At 36.1% G+C, this 25,438-nt stretch carries 22 protein-coding genes; 8 read left to right on the forward strand and 14 right to left on the reverse strand.

Annotated features, from left to right (window positions below; all coding sequences use genetic code 11):
• The first annotated feature begins 10 nt into the window (after positions 1-10).
• Complete coding sequence (locus KI430_RS13260; RefSeq protein ID WP_248875432.1) at positions 11-535, forward strand: hypothetical protein; 525 nt, start codon at positions 11-13, stop codon at positions 533-535.
• Between the two features lie 107 nt (positions 536-642).
• Here KI430_RS13260 and KI430_RS13265 read toward each other — a convergent pair whose 3' ends face one another.
• Positions 643-1,227, reverse strand: a complete 585-nt coding sequence (locus tag KI430_RS13265) for a Crp/Fnr family transcriptional regulator (protein ID WP_248875433.1) — start codon at positions 1,225-1,227, stop codon at positions 643-645.
• A 52-nt stretch (positions 1,228-1,279) separates the two neighbouring features.
• Positions 1,280-3,814 carry an ATP-dependent Clp protease ATP-binding subunit gene (locus KI430_RS13270; RefSeq protein ID WP_248875434.1) on the reverse strand — a complete coding sequence of 845 codons (2,535 nt, stop codon included), beginning with the start codon at positions 3,812-3,814 and terminating at the stop codon, positions 1,280-1,282.
• 172 nt (positions 3,815-3,986) lie between these two features.
• Between KI430_RS13270 and KI430_RS13275 the strand changes: the two genes are divergently transcribed.
• The 3 genes from KI430_RS13275 to KI430_RS13285 all read left to right on the forward strand — a co-directional run bounded on the left by KI430_RS13275 (position 3,987) and on the right by KI430_RS13285 (position 5,894).
• Complete coding sequence (locus KI430_RS13275; RefSeq protein WP_248875435.1) at positions 3,987-4,202, forward strand: uroporphyrinogen decarboxylase; 216 nt, start codon at positions 3,987-3,989, stop codon at positions 4,200-4,202.
• Position 4,203: 1 nt separating this feature from the next.
• Positions 4,204-5,310, forward strand: coding sequence for a glycosyltransferase (locus KI430_RS13280; protein ID WP_248875436.1), 1,107 nt, complete (start codon positions 4,204-4,206; stop codon positions 5,308-5,310).
• 68 nt (positions 5,311-5,378) lie between these two features.
• Entirely contained in the window at positions 5,379-5,894 is a 516-nt protein-coding gene (locus KI430_RS13285; protein ID WP_248875437.1) for a DUF4251 domain-containing protein, read from the forward strand.
• Here the strand turns inward: KI430_RS13285 and meaB are convergent, their stop codons facing one another.
• Positions 5,895-6,881, reverse strand: coding sequence for a methylmalonyl Co-A mutase-associated GTPase MeaB (gene meaB, locus KI430_RS13290; protein WP_248875438.1), 987 nt, complete (start codon positions 6,879-6,881; stop codon positions 5,895-5,897).
• Positions 6,882-6,969: 88 nt separating this feature from the next.
• Between meaB and KI430_RS13295 the strand changes: the two genes are divergently transcribed.
• Positions 6,970-7,260, forward strand: a complete 291-nt coding sequence (locus KI430_RS13295; protein ID WP_248875439.1) for a c-type cytochrome — start codon at positions 6,970-6,972, stop codon at positions 7,258-7,260.
• 160 nt (positions 7,261-7,420) lie between these two features.
• On the opposite strand, the gene KI430_RS13300 is transcribed toward KI430_RS13295, so the two are convergent.
• The 5 genes from KI430_RS13300 to scpA form a co-directional block, all read right to left on the reverse strand.
• The gene (locus tag KI430_RS13300) at positions 7,421-7,954 is read right to left on the reverse strand and encodes a tetratricopeptide repeat protein (protein ID WP_248875440.1); all 534 of its coding nucleotides are present in this window, start codon (positions 7,952-7,954) and stop codon (positions 7,421-7,423) included.
• On the reverse strand, positions 7,941-8,639 hold the full coding sequence (gene prfH / locus KI430_RS13305; RefSeq protein ID WP_248875441.1) for a peptide chain release factor H: 699 nt from the start codon (positions 8,637-8,639) through the stop codon (positions 7,941-7,943). The genes KI430_RS13300 and prfH overlap by 14 nt, the downstream gene beginning before the upstream one ends.
• Positions 8,618-9,205, reverse strand: a complete 588-nt coding sequence (locus KI430_RS13310) for a hypothetical protein (protein WP_248875442.1) — start codon at positions 9,203-9,205, stop codon at positions 8,618-8,620. Before KI430_RS13310 ends, prfH begins: the two co-directional genes overlap by 22 nt.
• Positions 9,206-9,290: 85 nt before the next feature.
• Positions 9,291-10,682, reverse strand: a complete 1,392-nt coding sequence (locus KI430_RS13315; protein WP_248875443.1) for an RtcB family protein — start codon at positions 10,680-10,682, stop codon at positions 9,291-9,293.
• 482 nt (positions 10,683-11,164) lie between these two features.
• The gene (scpA, locus tag KI430_RS13320; protein ID WP_248875444.1) at positions 11,165-13,288 is read right to left on the reverse strand and encodes a methylmalonyl-CoA mutase; all 2,124 of its coding nucleotides are present in this window, start codon (positions 13,286-13,288) and stop codon (positions 11,165-11,167) included.
• A 714-nt stretch (positions 13,289-14,002) separates the two neighbouring features.
• On the opposite strand from scpA, the gene htpG reads away from it, so the two are divergent.
• Positions 14,003-15,892 (forward strand): molecular chaperone HtpG, encoded by a 1,890-nt coding sequence (gene htpG, locus KI430_RS13325; protein ID WP_248875445.1) that lies wholly within the window; start codon positions 14,003-14,005, stop codon positions 15,890-15,892.
• A gap of 55 nt (positions 15,893-15,947) precedes the next feature.
• Here htpG and KI430_RS13330 read toward each other — a convergent pair whose 3' ends face one another.
• A complete protein-coding gene (locus KI430_RS13330; RefSeq protein WP_248875446.1) occupies positions 15,948-18,068 on the reverse strand; it encodes a carboxy terminal-processing peptidase in 2,121 nt (706 codons plus the stop codon).
• Between the two features lie 172 nt (positions 18,069-18,240).
• Here KI430_RS13330 and surE point away from each other — a divergent pair, with 172 nt between their 5' ends.
• Positions 18,241-19,005, forward strand: a complete 765-nt coding sequence (gene surE, locus KI430_RS13335; protein WP_248875447.1) for a 5'/3'-nucleotidase SurE — start codon at positions 18,241-18,243, stop codon at positions 19,003-19,005.
• Between the two features lie 6 nt (positions 19,006-19,011).
• Positions 19,012-19,581 carry a Crp/Fnr family transcriptional regulator gene (locus tag KI430_RS13340; protein WP_248875448.1) on the forward strand — a complete coding sequence of 190 codons (570 nt, stop codon included), beginning with the start codon at positions 19,012-19,014 and terminating at the stop codon, positions 19,579-19,581.
• 182 nt (positions 19,582-19,763) lie between these two features.
• Here KI430_RS13340 and KI430_RS13345 read toward each other — a convergent pair whose 3' ends face one another.
• The 5 genes from KI430_RS13345 to KI430_RS13365 all read right to left on the reverse strand — a co-directional run bounded on the left by KI430_RS13345 (position 19,764) and on the right by KI430_RS13365 (position 25,330).
• Complete coding sequence (locus KI430_RS13345) at positions 19,764-20,270, reverse strand: hypothetical protein (RefSeq protein ID WP_248875449.1); 507 nt, start codon at positions 20,268-20,270, stop codon at positions 19,764-19,766.
• A gap of 64 nt (positions 20,271-20,334) precedes the next feature.
• Entirely contained in the window at positions 20,335-21,534 is a 1,200-nt protein-coding gene (gene lysA / locus KI430_RS13350; protein WP_248875450.1) for a diaminopimelate decarboxylase, read from the reverse strand.
• A 243-nt stretch (positions 21,535-21,777) separates the two neighbouring features.
• Positions 21,778-22,275: a hypothetical protein gene (locus KI430_RS13355; protein WP_248875451.1), complete on the reverse strand. Its 498-nt coding sequence runs from the start codon at positions 22,273-22,275 to the stop codon at positions 21,778-21,780.
• A 6-nt stretch (positions 22,276-22,281) separates the two neighbouring features.
• Positions 22,282-23,505: a PolC-type DNA polymerase III gene (locus tag KI430_RS13360; RefSeq protein ID WP_248875452.1), complete on the reverse strand. Its 1,224-nt coding sequence runs from the start codon at positions 23,503-23,505 to the stop codon at positions 22,282-22,284.
• A 67-nt stretch (positions 23,506-23,572) separates the two neighbouring features.
• Positions 23,573-25,330, reverse strand: a complete 1,758-nt coding sequence (locus KI430_RS13365) for a BspA family leucine-rich repeat surface protein (RefSeq protein WP_248875453.1) — start codon at positions 25,328-25,330, stop codon at positions 23,573-23,575.
• Positions 25,331-25,438 lie beyond the last annotated feature (108 nt).

Here is a 25,438-nt window from a genome sequence, read left to right on the forward strand (position 1 = left end):
CTCAAATATTATGAAAAAACATTTCACTTTATTAATGATGATGATTAGCTTTTGGTCGTTCTCTCAAATTGCAATGAGTTCCGGAACTCAAAACAATCGTTGGACTTTTGGTGGTGGTTTAGGAGTAGGATTCGGGAGCAATTCTTATTTCAATTTACAAGTTTCTCCGAGAGTAGGTTACAAAATCACAGACCAATTAGAAGGCGGAATCATCGGAAACGTTTCCTGGCAAACTTCTGATTATTACAAATCAACAATGTTCGGCGTTGGCCCTTTCGCGAATTATTATTTTGACCGTTCGTTTTTTGTTGGCGCCAATCTTCAGCAATATTTCATCAATTCGAAAGAAAAATTCACAGGTTACAAATTTGATACAGACGAAACAGCGCTTTATCTTGGAGGAGGTTATATGCAGAGTTTGGGAAACAATGCCTTTGCACAGTTTGGGATAATGTATAATGTGCTTTGGAAAGAGAGAAGCAGTATTTTCAGTAGTGGATTTGTACCAAGTGTTGGATTTGTTGTAGGACTATAAAAAAAGAACCCTCTTTATTATCACCATTTGTGTTTAGAAATATTAAGAGGGCTCTTGTTTGAGACTGCAAATCTAAAAGGAAAAAACGAATTAAAAATTTACATATGTTAATTTCCGCGTAAAATTCTTTTTTTAATTCTACTTAATGAGACAGGCGTGATTCCCAGTAGGGATGCTACATATTTTGAAGGTACTTTTTTAAGAACTTCTGCATTTTCTTCAAGATGTTTTTGGTAACGCTCTTCGGGATTTAGTAATACAAAATCTTCAATATTATTTAATAAAATTCCAATCATCATCAGAAACATATTTCCACGCAAATTATTAAGTGAAATGCTTTTCTGAGCGCCTTTGTCTATGGCATCATAAGTTAATTCAAAGACCTCTGTTTCCCCCACAGCTTGATAATAAAATCGCGAGGGACGTTTAAAAATAATCCCGCCATAATTACCAACAAAGCTTTTTTTATTATGAAAAAGCATTGTTTTTTCTGTTCCATTTTCTAAAAGATGATAAACTCGGATAATACCACTTTTAATAAAATAAACTTTGGTATTGTTGTCGCCAGGAGAAATAAAAATCTCCCCCGATTTGGACTTTTTAAAAGCTATTGATGGCAATAATAATTCTAAATCCTCAGGAGTAAGCCCTGGAATATTTCTTAATAAATAATCTTTTAATTCCGTTGTCATATTGATATAAAAAGACCACCTAAAATATTTAGGTGGTCAACTTATTTTGATTTTATTCTTTAATACTTTCTTTAGTACTCTTCTCTTTCTGAGTTTTTCCTTCTAGCCCATCTTTAGCTTCATTGATTTTCAGAATAACCGTTTCTCCTTCACTGAATTGCTTATTAACAAGCATTTCTGCCAAAAGATCTTCTATGTATTTTTGGATAGCACGCTTAAGCGGTCTTGCTCCAAAATCTTTATCCCAACCTTTTTCTGAAATGAAATCTTTGGCTTCCTCTGTCAACTCTACTTTGTAGCCTAGTTTTTCAAGTCTGCTGTAAAGTTTTCCAAGCTCAAGGTCGATTATTTTTTTGATGTCTTTTTGCTCCAAAGAGTTAAAGATAACAATGTCATCAATTCTGTTAAGGAATTCCGGCGCAAATGCTTTCTTCAAAGCACTTTCGATAGTGGATCTTGCTCTTGCATCAGAATTGGTTTTCTTCGCATTAGTCCCGAATCCAACACCATCACCAAAATCTTTGATATCTCTGGTTCCGATATTGGAAGTCAGAATGATAATTGTATTTCTGAAATCGATTTTTCTTCCAAGAGAATCGGTCACGAAACCTTCGTCCAAAATCTGCAACAAAATATTGAAAACATCTGGATGCGCTTTCTCAATTTCGTCAAGAAGCACAACTGCGTAAGGCTTTCTTCTAACAGCTTCTGTCAATTGTCCACCTTCTTCATAACCAACATATCCTGGAGGCGCTCCAACCAATCTGGAAACCGCAAATTTCTCCATATACTCACTCATATCAATTCTTACCAAAGCTTCATCGGAATCAAATAATTCTCGAGCCATTACTTTGGCCAACTCCGTTTTACCAACACCAGTTGTTCCAAGGAAAATGAATGTTCCGATTGGTCTGTTTGGGTCTTTCAATCCGGCTCTGTTTCTTTGAATAGCTTTTACTACTTTTTTCACAGCGTCTTCCTGACCAATCACTTTTCCATTAAGTTTATCATCCATCTGAGCCAGTTTATCTAACTCATTTTTACCCACTTTGGTTACTGGAACGCCACTCATCATAGAAACAACTTCCGCAACATTCTCTTCAGAAACTTCTTCTTTTTTCTCCTTTACATCTTTGTCCCATTGTTCCTGGGCAAGATTCAATTCGATTTGAAGCCTTTCTTCTTCGTCCTTCAGTTTTCTAGCTTCAAGATAATCCTGAGCTTTCACAGCTTTCTGTTTCAATTCCTTCACTTCTTCGATACGGGCTTCGTGGTCGATGATTTCTGTAGGAACTTTCATATTCTTGATATAAACTCTAGACCCAGCCTCGTCCATCGCATCAATTGCTTTGTCCGGTAAGAATCTGTCTGTTATATATCTGGCTGTTAAATTAACACAAGCGTTAATTGCCTCATCAGAATAATGAACATTATGATGGTCTTCGTACTTATCTTTGATTTGATGAAGGATTTGAATCGTTTCTTCAATAGATGTTGGTTCAACCATTACTTTTTGGAATCTTCTTTCTAAAGCTCCATCTTTCTCAATATACTGACGATATTCGTCCAATGTTGTAGCACCGATGCATTGGATTTCTCCTCTTGCCAAGGCAGGTTTGAACATATTGGATGCATCTAAACTTCCTGTAGAACTTCCCGCACCTACAATTGTATGTAATTCATCAATGAAAAGAATGACATCTCTGTTTTTCTCCAATTCCGTCATTATCGCTTTCATTCTTTCTTCGAATTGTCCACGATATTTGGTTCCTGCAACAAGACTTGCTAAATCTAACGTAATAACTCGCTTGCCATAAAGAACTCTGGAAACTTTTTTCTGCTGAATTCTCAAAGCTAAACCTTCTGCGATTGCAGATTTACCAACTCCAGGCTCACCAATCAAAAGTGGATTGTTTTTCTTTCTTCTCGATAGAATCTGAGAAACTCTTTCAATTTCTTTTTCACGACCAATAACCGGGTCCAGTTTTCCATCTCTTGCAAGAGCGGTCAAATCACGACCAAAGTTGTCCAAAGTTGGAGTCTTACTTTTCTGGCCACCAAGATTTCCGGAAGGTTTCTTCATCTGGCTGTAAGGTTCATCCTTCTCATCGTCATCATCGTAAGCACTGTTTTGCGGCAATTGATCGGTATTTTTCAACATCGTTCTATACGCCTTTTGAACAGCATCATAATCGATATCATAAGCCTGAAGAATGCTGGATGTCGGATCTTCCTGCTTGTACAATATTCCTAACAAAAGATGTACGGTATTGATATCTGCAGATTGATATTGACGACATTCTAATTCTGACCTTTTCACAGCCTGATCTGCCATTTTTGTAAAAGAAATGCTTCCCATATTAGCAGTGAAAGGATTACTGTTCACGGCACTTAGGGTTTCTATTTTTCGTTTTATCTGGGTGAGGTCTGCGCTAAGACTTTCAAGAATCTCTTTCGCAGAATTTTCAGTTTTGATAATTCCTAAAAGGAAATGTTCAGTATTCAGAAACTCACTCTGCAAACGCCTTGCTTCATTTTTGCTTTGCTTGAACACGCGGTTCAAACCGTCTGAAAATTTATAATCCATAATTAAAATTATACACTAAGTTATGTTTTTTATAATCAATCCTACAATAAATAATTGTAAAATTTAAATATTTGGTTGCAAATAGATTGCCATGAAGAAAAAATGGACTTTATGACCTGATTTTTTTATCATTGCAAAATTGATTAGGTTTGTGATACTCAAAATTTAACCAATGGAAAACTGGCCAGAATATGTTGGATATTTGGCTTCTGCTTTTATAGTTGGAGGCTTTTTGCTAAAGAATATTACTGCCATCAGAACGATTAATTTGTTAGGATGTATATGCTTTGTGATTTACGGTATTTTTAGCGGAATGCTCTGGCCAGTGATTATTCCGAACGGAATTCTCGCCTTTGTCCAGATTTATTATATTTTAAAAAAAGACTAGTATGAAAGTCATTGTAAGTGTTTTTAATAACCTTTACACAGACCAGCGTGTAGAAAAAGTCTGCAAAACACTTTATGATCACGGTTATCAGCCTATTTTAATTGGCAATAACTGGTCGGGAACACCTGAAATGGAAAGACCTTATCCGTTTTTCAGGATTGATTTGAAGTCTAAAAAATTGAGATTTGCCTACATAGAATTTCAGCAAAAGCTCTACAAAGAAATCAAAAAATATGCTGACAATAAGACCATTTTATTAGCCAATGACCTGGAAACAATAATGCCAAATTATCTCATTTCTAAGAAATTGGGCATCCCGATTGTTTTTGACAGCCACGAGATTTTTACCGAAATGCCCACAATCCAGGGACGCTGGGTAAAAAATGTGTGGAAAAAAATAGAAAGCACTTTTGTTCCGAAAATCAAGAAAATGATTGCTGCAAGTGATTCCTATGCTAATTGGTTTGCCAATGAATATAAAATCAATAAACCAATTGTTATCAATAATCTTCCCAGAAAAATTGAATTTAAAGGAACCACCGAAAACTCGAAAAAAATTATTCTTTATCAAGGCTGGTTGAATTACTCCCGAGGAATTGATAAAGCCATTCTCGCAATGCAATCGATTGAAAATGCGGAACTTTGGATTGCTGGCGGTGGACCAATGGAAAATGAATTTAAACAAATTGCTATTAAGGCTGATGTTTTGGATAAAGTCAAATTTCTTGGGAAATTATCTCCGGATGACCTTCGGAAATTGACCCCGAAAGCTGATGTTGGAATTAGTATTGAGGAAAATAATGGATTGAGTTACTATTATTCTTTACCCAACAAAATCTCAGATTATATCCAATCCCGAGTTCCGGTGGTTGTATCAGATTTTCCGGAAATGAGAAATATTGTGAATACTTTTGGTGTTGGAGAAATTATAGAAAATCATTCTACTGAACACCTTGCAGACAAATTGAAAATAGTTCTGGAAAAAGGGAAAGCTTCCTATCTTCACAACCTACATGTAGCTGCAGACGAACTTTGCTGGGAAAATGAGGAAGGTAAAATCCTCAAAATATTCTCAGACTGTAAAAAAGAATTAGAACACAACCATTAACCTTCTGTCTTTTCTGTCATCTAAAGATTGTATGATTTTTGATGATTAATCTTTCTAAAATAATGAATATGAGAGCTTCTATATTAATGATAAGTTTTGCACTGATGACAATCAGCTGCGGAAGTCAAATATATCTTGACCCAGTAACATTGAACTCTGCAATAGAAAATAAAGAATTTGATTTCAATGCAACGAAGGCATTTCCAACCAATTACGATGTGTTGAATGTGATGAACTCGATGCCAGGATCAACAGGAACTCGAATTTTGAACCTAGACTCGGGTTACGGTTTTAATCTGAAAAAAGATTTGTTCAGTGTTTATCTGCCTTATTTTGGAAGGGCTTTTACGGTTAGTCCAGGCGACGCAAACAATAGCGGAATCAAATTCGAATCCAAGGAATTTACGGTAAAACAATCTGCGACTAAAAAAGGAAATACACTTTTGGTCATCACGCCAAGCGACCAAAGAGAAAATTATGTTTTCAATCTGGAGATCTTCAAAAACGGAAGTGGATTTTTATCAGTAAGATCTAATAACAGACAGCCAATCAGTTTTGACGGGAATATTTCGTCAGCGAAATAATTAATTCCCTAATAATTTTTTAACAAAATCACTGGCTTCGGAACTTGGATTAGACAAAAGTTCTGAAGCATTTTTTTTATGTTCCTGGAAAGAATTTTCTAATGAATGGTCGTTTTTAGCTCTTTCAAGAATATATTCTCTTACCCAGAATTCAAAACGTTTCTGAGCTTGATTTTTTCTGGTTTCGAGGAAAGTTCCATTCTTCGTTTTCAAAGAAATATAGTCCTCGATTTTATCAAAAACTTCCTCCAATCCGGTTTTTTCCAAAGCAGACCCAAAGAGCACTGGGATTTTCCAGTTTTTTTCTTTTGGTGTTATAAATTGCAATGCTCTAGTCAATTCCGTTTTCGTCATTTTAGCTTTAGATAGATTTTCGGAATTCACCTTATTAATGAAAATCAAATCCGCCATTTCCATTATTCCACGTTTGATTCCCTGTAATTCGTCGCCAGTTCCGATGACTTTCAGAAAAAGAAAAACATCGGTAATATCATTTACCAAAGTTTCACTTTGTCCAACACCAACGGTTTCTATCAGGATATAATCAAAACCTGCCGCTTCACAGATCAAAAGACTTTCAAAAGTTGTATTCGCAATCCCACCTAAAAATCCGGAGCTTGGACTAGGGCGGATAAAAGCATTCGGATCTTTGGCCAGTTCTTCCATTCTGGTTTTATCGCCAAGAATACTTCCTTTGTTGATCGAGGAGCTGGGGTCAATCGCCAGAACGGCTACTTTTTTTCCTTGCTCAATCGCATATTTTCCAAAGCTTTCTATGAAGGTTGATTTTCCAGCACCTGGAACGCCTGTAATTCCGATTCGGATAGATTTTCCTGTGAATGGCAAAATTTCTTTTAGTAATTGATCCACAATTTCCCGATGTTCAGGCTTTTTACTTTCAATTAAAGTAATAGCTTTTCCCAAAATCCTTTTATCAGAAGATTTGATTCCGTTGATGTAATCTTGTAAACTGATTGTTTTATTCATTGGGAATTTGGAATTATTACAAATTAGGATTTAGGTAATTTTCGGAGTCTTATATTTTCTATTTTTGATAAGAATAAAATCCAAAAATATGAAAAAAACGATATATGCCTTATGTTTTGTAGGCGCAATTATCTATTCCTGTACAACAAAAACAGTGGCGACTTCTACGGCTTCTATCGACACCAGTGCAGAATACGTAGCTAAAGGTAAAACCGTATTTGACCAGCATTGCGGAAAATGCCACGGACTTCCGGAAGCTTCTGACCACACGCCGGAACAATGGAACAAGATCATCGCAAGAATGGCTCCGAAAGCGAAACTGAATCCGGACGAAACCAATTGGGTTCTGGCTTATGTAACGGTTAATGCGAAGAAGTAAATTTTGGGCAATCCCTCTCCAAGGCTTTAGCCAACGCTCGGGTCGGGCTATCCACTCATATCTTTTGCTTTTCCCAAGCTAAATCTTAGCTAAAAAGCAAAAGGATAACCGTTACTATCCCTATTGCGTCCATTATTGCATATAAAACAAAAGGAAACCATTAATTGGTTTCCTTTTTCTTGTTGCTTTTCGCTTTACTTTTGGTTTTCTTTTTCTTGGGTATTTTCTCTTTGATGAATTTTTCTTTGCTCTTCAAAAAGTCCAACATAGATTGATCATAAGCGAATTTTTTAGCTTCTTTCAAAATTTCCAATGCTTTTTTGAAATCCATTTTGATTTCAGACAGATAAGATTTTTGGATTAAAATTCTGCATTTGTCAATTCCTTTTATTTTCAAAGAATATTCGATGAGTTTTTCTGCTTCGTCCAAATCTTCATTATCCAAAAGGCATTTGATGTAATATCTTGGTGTGTTGAGATTCGTAACGTCACATTGCAATGCTTCTTCGAAATAGAGTTTTGCTTTTTCATAATCGATGAGCATTTCGCTGTATATTCTTCCCATCAGACAAAGCGAATCTGCATCTTCCGGGTCATAAGAAAGTGCGTAGTTCAATGCTTCCAGACAATCCGGCAAGTTGTATGGATAATTATCCAAAGCTTCGAAATAATATTTACTTTTAGTTAAGGTCATTTCTGTAGTTTTTTAATTCGTTTTTCACTTGAAGTCTTTCTTTTTTGAAAGATTTTTCCTGATAATTCTTTCTGAAATCAGTTCCCGAAAATGTTCTGATTGGATTTCCTCTTTGAACATTCAAATGATTATTCCAGGTTTCCTGCATTTGTTTTTGAAGCTGGATGATATTCTGTTCCAAAACTTTTTCTTTCAGTCTTTCAACCGAAAGTTTTTTATTCTCCAGTTGCGACCGGGAATCCTGCACGAATACACTTTGTCCTGTCGGAATATGAGTTGCACGAACAGCTGTGTTGACTTTATTCACGTTTTGCCCGCCACTTCCCTGACTTCTCGCCGTCTGAAACCGGATATCTTTTTCATTAAATTCAATTTTTTCCAAACCTTCCAGTTCGAAAATCCCGATAAACCAATTGCTTCTCTTATGCAGTTTTCTGAAAGTGCTTTTCCCAATCCAAAGAATGCTTCCGAGCCAGCTTTTAAGAAATTCATTGACTCCTTTTCCTTTTAAAAGTAAAGTCACAGATTTCAACGTCAGGTTTTCATCACCATTTTCACGGTGAATGATTTCGTAATCGATTTTATTTTGTTTTGCTTCCTCAAGGAAAACCTTCAGAACTTTGGCAACTACCCATTGACATTCCGAAGGTCCTCTTCCCGAGGTTATTTGTATGAGTTTTTCCATTTTTGTAAAATTTTTAAGATAGCTTCTCTGTTTTTAGCTTCTTTAATAAATGTTGATAATCTTTCTACCATTCGCATTCTGTACGGCAATCTTGTTCTTAAATCTGATGAAACATAGTTTTCCATTTCTAAAAGATGTTCCCGATTTCTTGCCCAGAATAACTTTCCTTTGAAATCTTCCTGGAAATAATAGGGACAACCAAAAACCTGGTCGTGTATCAAACCCTCTTCTCTTATAGAATTGTTTAGATACTTTTCAGATTTAGGCTGAACTTGAAAAGAAGAATCGCATTCGTCGCATTTTACAGTAACATTCTTAGGTTTCTCTTTCAAATTGCCTTGCTCATAGCGAATTGGATGTGCACAAATCGGACAATTGAGTTTTACAAATGCTTTGTAAATTACCAAGTCCAATCCGTTTTTCTTCAAATTACAATGATTACATTCTAAAGTCGCTTGCTTATAGTTATATTCATTTTTGACCACTGCATCTTCTCCGCAATCAGGACAAACAACGAGAATGTTTTCGTGATAATTGAAATATTCTTGTTTGTATATTTTTTTCATTTTGTTTAATTAATTTGTTGCTGATTGATTTCAGTTGATAGTGCTAAAAATTCTAACAACTATCAACCAAAACCTATCAACCATTTTATTTATCCATCCTCACAATTCGGGGTTGGAAAGTTCCTAGAATATCGACCAAATCGCTTTGTGAGTTCATCACTTCATTAATGTCTTTGTACGCCATCGGAGCTTCTTCGGCATTTCCGCCCAGCAACGTAACATTTTTAAGTTTTAATTCTTTCTTAATGTCATTTTGAGTAAAACGGTTTCTACATTCACCTCTCGAAAATTCCCGTCCAGCTCCGTGCGAAGCTGAATTTAAAGAATCTGGATTTCCTTTTCCACGAACGATGAAACCTTTCGCCGTCATTGAACCTGGAATCATTCCCAATTCATTTTCATTGGCTGGAGTTGCGCCTTTTCTGTGAACGATCACTTCTTTTCCGTTATGGATTTCTTTCCATGCGAAGTTGTGATGGTTTTCGATTCGGGCTTTTACTCTTCCTCCGACTGCTTTCACCAATCTTCTATGAATATCGTCTTGACAAGCCGAAGCGTAATCTCCCGCCAAATTCATTGCTGTCCAATATTCTAAGCCGAGATGCGTGTTCAAATCCAGCCAAGCGAAGTTTTGTGCTTCTTTTGGCAACGGACATTGTTCTGTCGCCACTCTCGAATAATACTGAGCGATTTCCGCTCCCAATCCACGAGAACCGCTGTGCGAAAGAACACCCAGATATTTTCCTTTTGGAAGTCCGATTTGTTCGTCTTCTTCCGTGATTTCAACCTCTCCAAATTCCACAAAGTGATTTCCACCGCCGGAACTTCCCATTTGTTTGATGGCTTTTCCTTTTAATCTTCTCAATATCGGAATCAAATCGAACGTATCTCTGTCGAAAATTTCGTGGTCGATGTGGGATTTGTGCGTTTCGTACATTCCGAATTTGGTATGTTCGGCAAGCGCTTTTTCATATTTGTCTTTTGCGCCATCGAGATATGAAATTGGCGTATCCAAAATACTGAGCGACATTCTGCAACCAATATCCATCCCGACTCCATAAGGAATCACTGCATTTTCAACTGCTAGAACTCCACCAATTGGAAGTCCGTAACCGCTGTGCGCATCAGGCATCAATGCACCTTGCGTTGCAATCGGCAGTTTCAAAGCGGTATAAAGCTGGTTTTTGGCTTCATCCGAAATATTGTTTCCGAAAATGTGAAAATCTGCTCGGCTTGTGTTGAGCATTCTTTTCTCGGTTTTCTTCGATGACAGCAAAGCTTCTGCAATTTGTCCGAAGGTTAAATCTTTTTCGAAGTGTTCCGGATTTTGGTGGATTTCCTTCAAAAGAGATTTTACGTGATGAATATTTTTGGTTGCAAAGTTTCTCTTCATAACTTCTAAAGCGATGTTGACGCTCTGATTATTTGGATACCCTAATTTTAATATATCTTTTCCTTTAAGTTTTAAATTTCCCATCTTTTTAGATTTTAGATAATAGATGTGAGATGATAGACCTTCCCACATCGAATGTTTTCAACTAATTTTTTAGTTGAGTAATTTTTTATCAAAATTTTCAATTTTTGTGAAAAATGTTGATTGGAGACGAAATCCCTAGCCCCGATTGCAGTGGAAATCCTTTTTTTGCGCTGGCTTGAAGCGTGGGCAAAAAAGATTGCAACGGAAAGCGGGATTAAGCTCCTAATAAAAATTGATTTCGGGAAAACTGTTTTGAGTTTGAAATATTGCGCAATAAAAAACCCGAAAATCTTACGACTTCGGGTTTTGATATTTCATTGTACTTATTCTAAGAGTGTACCAAACCACGAAGCCTCGCCTTTGCAAAAGGCAATCCTACAGATGTATGTTGATTGTATTTGAACATTGCTTCGATGTTTTTTTTATTGGTTGAACTTGATTTTCAGGTGCAAAGATAGAAATAAAATTTAATTACAAATTTTTTAAGCTAAAAATTTTTCCAAAATCTCCACTGCGCATTTCGGTAAATTGGTTCCCGGACCGAAAATAAAATCTGCACCATTGGCATACAAAAATTCATAATCCTGTTGCGGAATTACACCGCCAACAACAATGGTAATATCATCTGCACCCAGTTTTTTCAACTCTTCGACCACTTGTGGAACAAGTGTTTTGTGACCGGCGGCCAAAGACGAAACGCCTAAAATATGGATGTCATTTTCAACCGCCTGTTTTGCCACTTCTTCCGGAGTCTGAAATAATGGCGCAACATCGACATCAAATCCCATATCTGCGAAAGCTGTCGCAACCACTTTTGCACCTCGGTCGTGACCGTCTTGTCCCATTTTGGCAACCATAATTCTTGGCCGTCTTCCTTCTGCATCTTCAAATTTCTGGCTTAAAACAACGGCTTTTTCAAAGTATTCGTTTTTTCCTGCATTCATAGCGTAAACTCCTGATATGGTTCTGATATTGGCTTTGTAACGTCCGAAACTTTCTTCCATCGCATCGCTCATTTCTCCAAGTGTTACTCTTCTGCGGGCTGCTTCTATACAAAGTTCGAGAAGATTTCCATTACCTGTTTTCGCACAATCTCGAATTTTATTTAATATTTGGCTCACCGCCTCGGTGTTACGTTCGGCTTTTATTTTTTCCAAACGTTCGATTTGTTTTCGGCGGACTTCTGTATTATCGATGTCGAGAATATCGATGTCGGTTTGTTTTAGATTGGATTTGAAGGAATTAACACCGATGATAAATTCTTCTCCACTATCGATTTTTGCCTGTTTTCTCGCAGCAGCTTCCTCGATTCTCATTTTCGGGATTCCGGCTTCGATGGCTTTGGTCATTCCGCCTTCTTTTTCGACCTCATCAATGTATTTCATTGCTTCATCAATCATTTGTTGAGTTAGAGATTCAACTAAATGACTTCCACCCATTGGGTCAACAACGTCGCAAATTCCGCTTTCCTGCTGAAGAATAATTTGGGTGTTTCTGGCAATTTTCGCAGAATAATCTGTTGGTAAAGCGATTGCCTCGTCCAAAGCATTCGTATGTAAAGACTGTGTTCCGCCTAAAGCCGAAGACAATGCTTCAATGGCCGTTCTTGTGATATTATTAAAAGGTTCTTGTTCTGTTAAAGACCATCCGGATGTTTGGGAATGTGTTCTTAAGGCTAATGATTTTTGATTCTGAGGATTGAACTGTGTCAAAAGATTGGCCCAAATATATCGTGCCGCACGCATTTTGGCGATTTCCATAAAATGGTTCATTCCAATGGCCCAGAAAAAAGATAGTCTCGGAGCAAAATCATCGACGTTCATTCCGGCTTTGATTCCTGTTCTGACATATTCCAGACCGTCTGCTAAAGTGTAGGCCATTTCCAAAACCGGCGTTGCCCCGGCTTCCTGCATATGATAACCGGAAATAGAAATTGAGTTAAATTTCGGGATATTTTTGGAAGTGTATTCGAAAATATCAGCAATGATTTTCATTGATGGTGTCGGAGGATAAATGTAAGTGTTCCGAACCATAAATTCTTTCAGAATGTCATTCTGGATTGTTCCCGATAGTTTATCCTGCGAAACACCTTGTTCCTCTGCAGCAACAATATAGAAAGATAAAATCGGCAAAACGGCACCGTTCATTGTCATAGAAACCGAAATCTCATCCAAAGGAATCTGGTCAAACAAAATCTTCATATCCTCAACCGAATCAATCGCAACGCCTGCTTTTCCAACATCGCCAACGACTCTTGCGTGGTCGGAATCGTAACCTCTATGCGTTGCCAAATCAAAAGCTACTGACAATCCTTTTTGTCCTGCTGCGAGATTTCGTCTGTAAAATGCATTGGATTCTTCGGCGGTGGAAAAACCTGCGTATTGACGAATCGTCCAAGGTTTCTGAACGTACATCGTAGAATATGGACCACGAAGAAAAGGCGCAATTCCGGCTGAACTGTTCAAAATACTTTTGTTTTTTACATCTTCTGCAGCGTATTTTGATTTAAGTTCCAACCCGTCTTTTTCAAATGTGTAATTTTCTGAATTAGAATTGAATTCAATATTTTGAAAATCAGGGTTTTGATTTTTTATTTTGTGGCGCATTTTTCCTTTTATCTTCTGAAAGTAAATGTAATAAATTTTGAAAATGTGATGAACCACAAAAGGCACAAAAGTTTTGTTAATAAATGTAGAGAGAAATTATGATGATTATATTGTGATTTTTAAACGCAAAGGCACAAAAGGATTTTATGGAATTCGATGTTTAAGGCACAAAGATTTGACTTCGTCAAATTTTATCATAATGTTTTTATTATAAGCTTTTGTAATTTTTGAATGCAAAGCTTGCAAAGACTTTTTTCCAATATTGAAAATATTTTAAGGCTCGCAAAGACGTAAAACTCATCAAAGAACAAAGGCTGATAACAATTCGACTCCGCTCAGTGTGACAAGTCCAATACTATGGTTTCATTTCAATGATGTCAGTCTGAGCGGAGTCGAAGACTTTTTAGAATTAGAGTTTTTATTCCAAGCGACAATTTGTCATTATTTTTTGGATGGTCTTTTTTTTGAGAAATGTTCGTTGGCGGCGAAGCTGCGACAGGGATAGTAGTGGAAATCCTTTTGCTTTTTAGATTCTTCACTTCGTTCGGAATGACAAATGTTCTAAAAAGCAAAAGATTGCAACGGATAGCCCGGTGACAAAATAGCTTGGGAAAAGTTTTGGGTTTTGGCAGTCGCCCTAATTGTGTTGGAGAGTTTGAGGATGGGAGAGTTGGGGATTTTGAGAGTAAATAATTAACAAAAAATAAAATAAATATGGCAACAGGAAGTATTAATGTATCGGTGGAGAATATTTTTCCGCTTATCAAAAAGTTTCTTTATAGTGACCACGAAATTTTTCTGCGTGAGCTGATTTCTAACGCAACGGATGCGACGACGAAGCTAAAGCATTTGACAACAATTGGTGAAGCGAAGGTTGAATATGGTAACCCGATAATTGAAGTGAAAATTGATAAAGATGCGAAAACGCTGACTATCAAAGACCAGGGAATCGGGATGACTGGTGAAGAGGTTGAGAAATATATCAATCAGGTGGCTTTTTCCGGTGCCGAGGAATTTCTGGAAAAATATAAAGATTCGGCGAAAGATGCCGGTATTATTGGGCATTTTGGTCTTGGATTTTATTCGGCGTTTATGGTGGCGGAGAAAGTGGAAATCTTGACTAAATCTTACAAGGAAGATGCGAAAGCAGTTCGCTGGGTTTGTGACGGAAGTCCGGAATATACGCTTGAAGAAACGGAAAAATCTGACAGAGGAACGGAAATTATTCTTCATATCGCAGATGATTCTACGGAGTTTTTGGAGGAATTCAGAATTCGTGAACTTTTGACAAAGTATAATAAATTCAATCAGATTCCAATTAAATTTGGAACTAAAACTGAGACTTTGCCTTTGCCGGAAGGTGCTGCTGAAGATGCTAAGCCGGAAACAATTGAAGTTGATAATATCATCAACAATACCAATCCGGCCTGGACAAAAGCGCCTTCCGAACTTAAAGATGAGGATTACAACAATTTCTACCGAGAATTGTATCCGATGCAGTTTGAAGACCCATTGTTCCATATCCATCTGAATGTGGATTATCCGTTCAACCTGACAGGCGTTTTGTTCTTCCCGAAACTAGGAAATAATCTAAATATCGAGAAAGATAAAATACAATTGTATCAAAATCAGGTTTTTGTGACAGATGAGGTGAAGGGTATTGTTCCTGATTTCCTAATGTTGTTGAGAGGTGTTATTGATTCTCCGGACATTCCGCTGAACGTTTCCCGTTCTTATTTGCAGGCTGACGGCGCAGTGAAGAAAATCTCTTCTTACATCACGAAAAAAGTGGCGGACAAAATGGTTTCATTAATCAATGACAACCGTGAAGATTATGAAAAGAAATGGAACGATATCAAAATCGTTATCGAATACGGAATGATTTCCGAAGATAAATTCTATGAAAAATCTGACAAGTTTGCGCTTTATCCAACAACGGATAACAACTATTATCTTTGGAATGAATTGATTGAAAAAATCAAACCAACTCAAACGGATAAAGATGGAAAGACCGTGATTCTTTACGCTAACAATGCCGATGAGCAACACAGCTATATAGAATCTGCGAAAGAAAAAGGTTATGAAGTTCTGTTATTGGATTCTCCGATTGTTCCGCACCTCATCCAGAAATTGGAATCGTCCAAGGAAAATGTTTCTTTTGCGAGAGTGGATGCAGACCATATCAACAACCTTATCAAAAAAGATGAGCCTAAGATTTCTAAACTAAATGATTCGGATAAAGAGACTTTGAAGAAGGAGATTGAAGAATCAATTAATGACCAGAAGTTTACCGTTCAGCTTGAAGATTTGGATTCTACGGATGCGCCCTTTACATTGACTCAGCCGGAGTTTTTCAGAAGGATGAAGGATATGCAGGCGACTGGCGGTGGCGGAATGTTCGCAATGGGTGGTTTCCCAGAGATGTATAATCTGGTTGTGAATTCTAATTCTGATTTCGCAGGAGAATTATTGAAAAAAGATAATGCTGATGATAAAAAAGCGATGATTAATCAGGCTTTGGATTTGGCAAAATTGTCTCAGAATCTTTTGAAAGGAAAAGAGCTGACAGATTTTATCAAGCGTAGTTTTGAGAGTTTGAAGTAAAGACCTTAAATATAATGTAAATAAAAAAGGAACTCAATTTTGAGTTCCTTTTTTATTATTTAATTTTCGAAAGTACATCTACCGTTTCTTCCAGATAGAAATCTCTTTCAAGATTTTTTCTCCAGTTTTCAGTTTTCTTGGCAAATGCTTCGTCTTTTTTGATACGTTCTGCTTCGTCCTGATGAATGGTAAATTTCAATCCGTTATTGAATTTATCCAAACCTTTGAACTTCTCGATTTGCGCTTTACGTGTTTTCATCAGCTCATTGAATTTGGTTTGATTCAACGTGATTGTTTCTTCTTTGTCAAGCGCTTCTTTCCATTCTGCAGATTCCTGCAACATTTTGTAATTGTTGTTATCCACCAATTGTTTGTCTAATTCTGCTTGCAATTGAGGAACATTAAGTCCGGTCAATTTTTTATAAGAAGTCGTTTCGATTTTGTCCCAAGGTAATGCAAATTGGTCAAAACGTTCTCCAACTTCTGCATAAGAGAAGAAATCTTTCATCTTAAGATCCGCTTCTACACCTTTTCTTTGGGTAGATTCTCCGGAAACTCTATAGAATTTTTGAATTGTCAATTTCAAAGCTCCGAAATCATCATTCGTATTCAGGAATCTATTCAATTCTACAAACGTCTGAACGGTACCTTTTCCGAAAGAACTAGGCGAACCAATAACAGCTGCTCTTCCATAATCTTGGAAAGCTCCTGCAAGGATTTCTGAAGCGGAAGCCGATAATTCGTTTTGCATCACTACCAACGGACCTGTCCAGATTGGCTCATTCGATTTGTTACTAAGAACCTGGATTTTTCCTCTGCTGTCTTTTACCTGAACATACGGGCCAGCATTCATAAACAATCCCATAATATCACCAACTTCGGTCAAAGAACCACCGCCATTGCTTCTAAGATCAAGGATTATTCCTTCTACATTTTCTTTTTTAAGTTTGATTAATTCTGCTTTGATATCATCAGAAGCATTTCTACCTGTAGGGTCTTCAAAATCTACGTTGAAACTTGGAAGGTAAATGAATCCATATTTTTTACCATTTTTAGAATTAACAACAATACTTCTTGCAAATGTATCTTCGATTGCCACTTCTTCACGAATCATCGTTACTTCTTTGATGGTCTTGTCTTTTTTCTCAACTGTTAAAGTTACAGGTGTTCCTTTTTCTCCACGAATCAATCTTACCGCTTCGTCAGACAACATCCCGACAACGTTGACAGGTTCTTCATTTGGTTTTGATTTTACTTTCAGGATTTTATCACCGGCGGTCAGTTGTTTTGATTTCCAAGCTGGTGCACCAATGGTTAATTCACCAAGATATAAGTAACCTCTTTTTTCTTGGATCAAAGCCCCGATGCCAATCACTTTTCCGGTGAATTGCATGTCGAATTCTTCTTTATTTTTCGGAGAGAAATAATTGGTGTGCGGATCAAAAACTTCGGTATAAGCATTCATATAAACTGTAAACCAGTCCATTTTCTTTCTTTTCTTGAATCTTCTGAAAGAATCTGTAATCAAGTCTTTTACCTCAGCAGTTGCTTTTTCACGCTTCTTTTCCATAGAAAGTGGCGCATATTTTATCGTGTCCGGAAGTTTGTTATTTACCACAGAATCTTTTTTCTTTTTCTGAGCCTCTTCCTTGCTGTTCATCGTTTCAATTTCCTGAAGGATATTATACTTGATGTATTTTTTCCACTCTTCACGTTGCTGTTTTGCATCAACAGGATTAACCCTTTTCTTTGGTTCGATGGTCAAAACATCATCCTCATCCAAATTGATTGGTTTGGAAAGGATATCCTGAGTCATTTTATCAATCTCATCTACACGCTGATAAAGTCTGTCGATTGTCAGTTTATAGAAAACAAGATTTCCTTGGTTAAGGTAATCATCCAGTTTTGTGTAATGCTTTTTGAACTCATCCATATCAGATTGCAGAAAATATCTTTTGGAAGCATCTACGCTTTCAAAATATTTATCATAGACATCCTGGGAATAAGCATCGTTAATCGGTTTTGGACTGTAATGAAGATAGGAAAGTGTATTTTTTACGCTGACCATAATGGTCTGCATTTTTTCATCATCATTTTGAGGAGAGTTGAAACAGAACATCAGCGTCATCAGCGGCGCAAACATCAGTAGTTTCTTTAACTTGATTTTTTTGAACATATAAATTTTAAATCTGTACTTGGATTAGTATTTTTTTCTTTTTGAATGTTACTGAGATATTCAAAAACGAAACCAAATTTAACACCTTATTTTAATTAAAGTATTATAAATTGGTTATTTTTGAAAGAATTATGAAAATATCGCAAAAAGCGAAAAAAATTAAATAAAATTTATGAGTAAACCATTGATTCTGGTAACCAATGACGACGGAATTACTGCGCCTGGCATCAGAAAATTAATTAGCATAGTCAACCAAATTGGCGACGTTATTGTTGTAGCTCCTAATTCTCCTCAAAGTGGAAAAGGTCACGCCATCACCATCAACTCAACTTTAAGTTTCGAGGAATTAAACCTGGATGGACCTCAAAAAGATTTCTCCTGCTCAGGAACCCCTGTGGATTGTGTGAAAATGGCATTAGATAAAATCCTTCCAAGAAAACCGGATTTGGTAGTTTCTGGAATTAATCACGGTGCGAATTCTTCTATCAATGTTATTTATTCCGGAACGATGTCTGCAGCGGTAGAAGCTGGTGTGGAAGGTCTGCAAGCCATCGGATTTTCACTTTCCGATTTGAAATGGGAAGCAGACTTTGACCAGGCTGAAGATTTTATTAAAGATATTATTCTTAGAACTTTGGAAAACCCAATGCCTAAAGGAGTTGTCCTGAATGTTAATATTCCCAAATTAAACAAGGAAGAAATCAAAGGCATCAAAGTTTGTAAGCAAGCCAACGCCAAATGGGAAGAAAGTTTTGACGAAAGAACCAACCCGCACGGAAGAAAATATTACTGGTTGACAGGCTATTTCAACAATATGGATGAGTCTGAGGATGCAGACGAAACGGCTTTGGAAAATGGTTATATCAGTATTGTACCTGTAAAATTTGATTTGACAGCTTACGAATATATGAACGAACTCAATTCAATTTATAAATAAAAATGAATGGAGTTTATCAGACAATATTTGCTTTCTAAAGGCATTCCGCTTACTGAAGAAAACTGGAGGCCTTTTGTGGAGAAAAACTTTAGAAAAGAATACAAGAAAAAAGATATAATTCTTAATAAAGGTGAGGTGGATAATTATCTGTCTTTTGTTGAAAATGGAGCAGCAAGGCTCTTCTTTATGAAGGAAAATAAAGAGCTGACTATAAGATTTGTATTTCAAAATCAATTCCTTACGGCTTATGATTCTTTTACTCAAAGAACACCTTCCAGATGCGACATAGAAGCATTAACCGATATGGTGGTCTGGCAGATCCATTATGATGATTTGCAGGAGATCTACAGAACTCAGACTATTGGTAATCTGGTTGGTAGACTGACTGTTGAAGCGCTTTATGTAGAAAAACTAAACAGAGAATTTTCTTTTCTAAGTGAAACTGCAGAAGAACGATACCTTTCACTTTTGAGAGAGCAGCCAGACCTGTTTCAAAAAATTCCATTGAAGCATATCGCCTCTTATATGGGTATTACGCCACAGGCACTTAGCAGAATCAGAAAACGAATTTATTAACCATGGTTCATTTTATTTGAACTAAATAAACTATACTTTTGCCTAAAATCAATTCTGATTAAAAAATCCGAATGAGGGAAGAAAGGCGTTTAGAGAAATCTGAATGCTTTTTTTAGCAATGATAGAAGGGTAGAAACTAATAAAAAAAACCGCTAATCTAATTAGCGGTTTCTATTTTTATATTAATTAAAAGCATTGTCATAAGTCATTGATGAAAAATCGATTTTCAGAATGGCTTTAGAATCTATTGGTGTTCCGTTGCATTTGGCTGGAATCCAAGTTTTGCCAACCTTTGTTGCGGCGTCTTTCAAATCTTTAAGGAAAGGTTCGCTGTTCGCCACTTTTGGTCCGGCTTCAACTTTAGACAAAATTCCGTCTTTGTTTATGTCAAGTTTTACAAAGAACAATCCATTGATTGAATAAGTGCTCCAATTGACGTTCTGCTGCAATTTTTCTTTCAATTCTTTGATATATTTATCCGTTCCGCCAGGATACCTCAAACTTTTGAACTGAGAAGGATTACAAGACTCGTCTTTTATTTGATAAATTCCTCTTACACTGTAAGTCACCGAACTTGTAGAAGCATCCGCCATTGGAATATCGATATTCAAGGATTCTTCAACGTCGTTATTTTGAGCAAAAGCTAATGTAGATATCAGCAGGCTCAATGAAAATAGTATTGATTTCATAGTATTTGATTTATAATAAATTAGAAAGAAATTTTATGCCAAAATAACTCTGATTAGCAACAAATTACAAAACTTCAATCTGGTTTTTTAATAAATCTTCGAATTCGTCTCTTTTTCTGATAAGATGTGCTTTTCCGTCCAAGAACATTACTTCCGCTGGCTTCAATCTCGAATTGAAATTCGAACTCATCTCAAAACCATAAGCGCCTGCGTTTCTGAAAACAATCACATCACCTTCTCTTACTTCATTGATTTTTCTGTCCCAAGCAAAAGTATCTGTCTCACATATGTTTCCAACCACAGTATAGATTCTTTCCGGACCTTTTGGATTGGATAGGTTTTCGATAATATGATAAGAATCGTAGAACATCGGACGAATCAAATGATTGAATCCGGAATTAACACCTACAAAAACGGTCGCTGTAGTTTGTTTGATAACATTGGATTTTACCAGGAAATGTCCACTTTTACTCACCAAAAATTTTCCAGGCTCAAACCAAAGCTGGAATTTTTTCCCAGAAGTTTCCTCGTGTTTTTTAATCGCAGCATTAACTTTTTTCCCAAGAGATTTCACATCTGTTTCGATGTCGCCGTCTTGATAAGGAACTTTGAAACCGCTTCCCATATCCAGATATTTCAGATTTGGGAAATGTTCTGCCAGTTCGAACATAATATCAAGACCTTGAAGAAAGACGTCCGGATCTTTGATCTCGCTTCCTGTGTGCATATGAAGCCCTTCAACATTGATGTTAGTGGATTTCATAACACGTTCGATGTGACGAAGCTGATGAATGGAAATGCCAAATTTGGAATCGATGTGACCTGTCGAGATTTTATAATTTCCTCCTGCAAAAATGTGCGGATTGATTCTCACAAAAATCGGATAAGAACTACCGAATTTATTTCCAAATTGCTCCAAAATCGAAATGTTATCGATATTGATATGAACATTCAGAGACATTGCTTCCTCGATTTCTGCAAGGTCAACACAGTTTGGTGTGAAAAGGATTCTGTCGTTTGAGAAACCAGCTTTCAAACCCAATTTCACTTCGTTGATAGAAACACAGTCAAGAGAAGCGCCTAACTTTTCCACGTATTTCAGGATATTGATATTGGTTAAAGCTTTGGCTGCGTAGAAAAATCTTGTGTTCTTCGAGAAAGAAGAAGTCAGTTTTTCGTATTGTTCGCGTATCGAATTAACGTCATACACATAAACGGGTGTCCCGAATTCTTTTGCTATAGCCAGCAAATCCTGATTTGTCATAAGTTAAATTTTTAAAAATAAAAAGGCAGATTCTTACAAAAAGAGTCTGCCGCAATAGATATCTTATGCATGCAACTCTTTATACATTCCAAACCTTAGAGAACCTCACAGCTCCCTTTTTTCCGATTTTGCTTTGTTTAAAATATTGCATTGCTTTTGTTAAAATTTTTCGCAAAATTAGAGTTTATCTGTAAATCCTGCAATGTTTTTATTTCAAGATTTAAAATTAGGATAATAGAAAGATTATTTTTTCTTTGTTGGTAGTAAATAAACAATTCCGATATTACTTTTAGGAATTCCATCCAGAAGATTATTTGTGATTCTTACGTTGTATCCATAAATCACTTTTACACGCATCAAACCAAATCCAATCTCCGGTCTAAAATATAAATTAGAATTTTTAAAGTCTGTAAAATAAATAAAGTTAGCTCCTAATGCCATTGCTCCAACTCCTCCGGAAACCCAACCTCCAATTTTTGGACCGATGATAAAGTTTTTTCCAGTCAGTAAATTAACTTCAGTCGAAACAAAATAAGCAGAAGAAAGCGGGTGATGACCATTGGTTGAATTCTTGTATTTTGCTAAACCAACTTCTACAAAAAGAGAGTTTTTCCAAAAATTAATTCCTGTAAGAACTGTTAGTTGTCTTTCTGTTTGTAGGGAATCTTTTAAGGATTGAGCAGAAATATTGATGCTCTGAAATATAATAATTAAAACAAAAAACCGAAGAATTCTTTTCATCAATTTTTATTTTTCAGGAAGCGAAGAAATGTCATACTCATTCCTCAAAAGTGCCAACTGCAAATCATTCTGCAACTCCTGTGTAAATCTAGGCACAGGCAACATCAGCTTTTTGATTTTCTCCAAAGACTGAATCTGATGATACAATTCATAAAACCCAAAACCGATTAATTTGCCTTTCTCCAAAACCAAAAATGATTTTTCGCCCAAAGTTCGTCCGGATGACGACCAGATTTCATTCCTTCCTTTGAGATTGATTTTATGAGTGAATTCTATCAAATCCTTTAGTTCTTCTCTGGATTTGATGTAATTAATAGCCTTCAAACCTTGCGTAAAACTCTTGAATCTCAGTAAGGGTTTATCTTCCTGAAGTTTAATTTTCTCAAGAATATATTTGTTCTTTCTGTAAAACAATCCAAAGGTCAATTGTTGTCTTTTTTGGATGCCCTTATTTTGCATCATTAGTTTGGCAATCAAGTCAGTTCCAGTCAGTTCATAAGAGATTTTCTCTGTCTCTTCCTGGATTTTTTTATACTTCGCTTTATCAGAATCGAAAATTTTCTTGGCAGATTTGTAAAGGTCTTCCACAACATCGGAGCTAATGATTTTCCCGTCTGAGTTTTGAAAATATAGAATTCCTCTTTCGTTTGGCAAATCTTCTGTCAAAATCTGAACTTTGCTAATGTAGTCTTTCTCCAGATTTTCTTCCTGTTGTGATTGGATTATTTCGTTGTTTTTGTCTTTGATAATCAGTAATTTAAACAAATCCAAAGTTGCTCTTGCGTCCCCACTTGCACGATGCGCTTCACTCAATGGAATGCCGATTGACTTACAAAGTTTACTTAAGGAGTAACTTTTCTCATCCGGAATCAGATTTTTAGCTAATGGAATTGTGTCTAAAGTTTTGATTGTGAAGTCGTAACCGAGACGTTTGAACGATTGACGAAGCATTCTGTAATCGAAATCGATATTGTGACCAACTAATACAGAGTCCTTGGTTATTTCTACCACACGTTTAGCAATTTCGTGAAATTTCGGAGCTGTAATTACCATTTTTGAGGTAATTCCAGTCAGCTTTTGCACAAAAGCAGAAATCTCTGCTTCGGGATTCACGAGGGAGATAAATTGGTCTGTAATCTCGTGACCATCAAAACGATAGATGGCAATTTCTATAATGCTTTCTTTCCTAAAAGGCGCTCCGTTACTTTCTATGTCTATTATTGAATACAAATGACTAAATACAAATCCTTTCGCAAATGTAAGGATTTGTATTTTGCGAAAGGAGTTTTTTATAAACCTATTGCTTAATAAATTTAGAATGATGTGTTTTTTTATCCGTCGTTATTTTTAAAATATAATTACCAGGTCTTAGTGCGGATACGTTTATCTTATTATTTTCAATTCCTGATTCTGCTTTTATCAGTCTTCCGGACAAGTCATATATTTTCGTTTTTTTGATTTTTTCTTCCGAAGCTTGAAGATTAAGTATGTTTTTTACGGGGTTAGGATAGATTTGGATTTTGAGACTTTGTGATTCGTGTGTAGCAAGAGGGTTACAATTTGGGTCATAAGTGTCGCCGTCAATTTGCCAGTTTTTTGTGTTAATAAGAAAATCTCTTGCGGAAACTGCTTCATTGCTTGAGTAAACCATTGGCGTATTACCGTTAAAAAGTATATTATTTGGTGTATTGATATTATTTGCCCAGCCAATGAGTGTTTTATTATAATTGTCACAATCTATCCCTGAACCATACAACATAAAATTGTTAATCAGTCCGCTGGTAGTGAGATTTTTCAAATTCCATTTTCCGAGATTCTGATTGAATTTATTAGCTGAGAAAAACATACTGCCCATGCCTCTGACGTTGGTCGTATCCCAATTTTCAATATTCTGATTAAAAAGGATTGCAAGACTAAACATTCCAGTCATATCAGTAACTTTAGAAATATCCCAACTACCGATGGGTTGATTGAACGAAAGGGCTGTATAAAACATAAAAGCCATATTCGTTACATTAGAAGTATTCCAATTCCCAATAGGTTTGTCAAATCTGAGCGCGTTTAAAAACATATTATACATACTTCTTACTGACGAAGTATCCCAGTTTCCAATATCCCCGTTAAAAATAGTGTTGCTTTGAAACATCGACTCCATACTTGTCACTTTTGATGTATTCCAATTATTCAGAGATTGGTTAAAAGAATTAGCCACTTCAAACATATGAGACATATTGGTTACATTCAATGTATTCCATTTTCCAATATTTTGGTTAAAAGCAAGTGCACCGCTAAACATATAAGACATGTCTGTAACTTTGGAGGTATCCCAATCGGTTATATCCTGATTAAAAATATCCGCAGAAAAAAACATAGTTGACATATTGGTTACATTCGATGTATTCCAGTTTGAAATTGATTCATTAAATAAATCGGCATTGTAAAAAGCCCAAGACATGTTGGTTACATTAGTCGTATCCCAATTATTGATTTGTGAATTAGCTCTCAGTCTCGGACATTGATAAAATAAACGGCTTAAGTCACATCCGGGCAAAAAAACAGGAGTATCCGCAGCAGTACAATCTAAATAGCTACAGTAGGTAAACTGTATTTTTTTCCAATTAATATTGCCCCATTGTACAATATCCAGTATTTTTTGTGTATCACCATAAGAGCGTGTTGGTCCCTCACTAGTAATACCGTGAAAAACCATTTGTGAAAAATTACCACTCCCGTTGCTAACCTTAACGTAATAAGTAGCTTCAGAGGTATTTGGATTAATAGGATTTCCAAAATCCAGCAATATTGCATTCCCTACAGTAGATGTTACATTGTTCAGTATTCCATTATGGGAAGGAAAACCTGCTTCTTCCCAATAAATTGTATAATCAGTTCCAACACCCGGAAAATATACTTGACTATTAGTAGAGTGCTGCATCTGATTACCAACCCACATAAGGTAACTAGGATTATTAGGTTTCCAAATAGTAATAAACTCATTTTGGGAAAAACAATATATAAAGCAAAAAAGAGATAAAAGGAGAGATATTTTTTTCATTTGTGTAATTTTTTGAATAATATAAATGTAACAATTATTTTAAATTTACATTATATATAGATATTGAATAATACAGATTTTCACTATTAATCAGGTTTAAAATATAAT

This window comes from Epilithonimonas zeae, from assembly GCF_023278365.1.
Lineage (GTDB): Bacteria > Bacteroidota > Bacteroidia > Flavobacteriales > Weeksellaceae > Epilithonimonas > Epilithonimonas zeae_A.

Excerpts from the sequence above, each read along its gene's own strand:
- KI430_RS13260 (WP_248875432.1), top strand. The coding sequence starts at position 11 with ATGAAAAAACATTTCACTTTATTAATGATGATGATTAGCTTTTGGTCG.
- KI430_RS13265 (WP_248875433.1), bottom strand. The coding sequence starts at position 1,227 with ATGACAACGGAATTAAAAGATTATTTATTAAGAAATATTCCAGGGCTT.
- KI430_RS13270 (WP_248875434.1), bottom strand. The coding sequence starts at position 3,814 with ATGGATTATAAATTTTCAGACGGTTTGAACCGCGTGTTCAAGCAAAGC.
- KI430_RS13275 (WP_248875435.1), top strand. The coding sequence starts at position 3,987 with ATGGAAAACTGGCCAGAATATGTTGGATATTTGGCTTCTGCTTTTATA.
- KI430_RS13280 (WP_248875436.1), top strand. The coding sequence starts at position 4,204 with ATGAAAGTCATTGTAAGTGTTTTTAATAACCTTTACACAGACCAGCGT.
- KI430_RS13285 (WP_248875437.1), top strand. The coding sequence starts at position 5,379 with ATGAGAGCTTCTATATTAATGATAAGTTTTGCACTGATGACAATCAGC.
- meaB (WP_248875438.1), bottom strand. The coding sequence starts at position 6,881 with ATGAATAAAACAATCAGTTTACAAGATTACATCAACGGAATCAAATCT.
- KI430_RS13295 (WP_248875439.1), top strand. The coding sequence starts at position 6,970 with ATGAAAAAAACGATATATGCCTTATGTTTTGTAGGCGCAATTATCTAT.
- KI430_RS13300 (WP_248875440.1), bottom strand. The coding sequence starts at position 7,954 with ATGACCTTAACTAAAAGTAAATATTATTTCGAAGCTTTGGATAATTAT.
- prfH (WP_248875441.1), bottom strand. The coding sequence starts at position 8,639 with ATGGAAAAACTCATACAAATAACCTCGGGAAGAGGACCTTCGGAATGT.
- KI430_RS13310 (WP_248875442.1), bottom strand. The coding sequence starts at position 9,205 with ATGAAAAAAATATACAAACAAGAATATTTCAATTATCACGAAAACATT.
- KI430_RS13315 (WP_248875443.1), bottom strand. The coding sequence starts at position 10,682 with ATGGGAAATTTAAAACTTAAAGGAAAAGATATATTAAAATTAGGGTAT.
- scpA (WP_248875444.1), bottom strand. The coding sequence starts at position 13,288 with ATGCGCCACAAAATAAAAAATCAAAACCCTGATTTTCAAAATATTGAA.
- htpG (WP_248875445.1), top strand. The coding sequence starts at position 14,003 with ATGGCAACAGGAAGTATTAATGTATCGGTGGAGAATATTTTTCCGCTT.
- KI430_RS13330 (WP_248875446.1), bottom strand. The coding sequence starts at position 18,068 with ATGTTCAAAAAAATCAAGTTAAAGAAACTACTGATGTTTGCGCCGCTG.
- surE (WP_248875447.1), top strand. The coding sequence starts at position 18,241 with ATGAGTAAACCATTGATTCTGGTAACCAATGACGACGGAATTACTGCG.
- KI430_RS13340 (WP_248875448.1), top strand. The coding sequence starts at position 19,012 with ATGGAGTTTATCAGACAATATTTGCTTTCTAAAGGCATTCCGCTTACT.
- KI430_RS13345 (WP_248875449.1), bottom strand. The coding sequence starts at position 20,270 with ATGAAATCAATACTATTTTCATTGAGCCTGCTGATATCTACATTAGCT.
- lysA (WP_248875450.1), bottom strand. The coding sequence starts at position 21,534 with ATGACAAATCAGGATTTGCTGGCTATAGCAAAAGAATTCGGGACACCC.
- KI430_RS13355 (WP_248875451.1), bottom strand. The coding sequence starts at position 22,275 with ATGAAAAGAATTCTTCGGTTTTTTGTTTTAATTATTATATTTCAGAGC.
- KI430_RS13365 (WP_248875453.1), bottom strand. The coding sequence starts at position 25,330 with ATGAAAAAAATATCTCTCCTTTTATCTCTTTTTTGCTTTATATATTGT.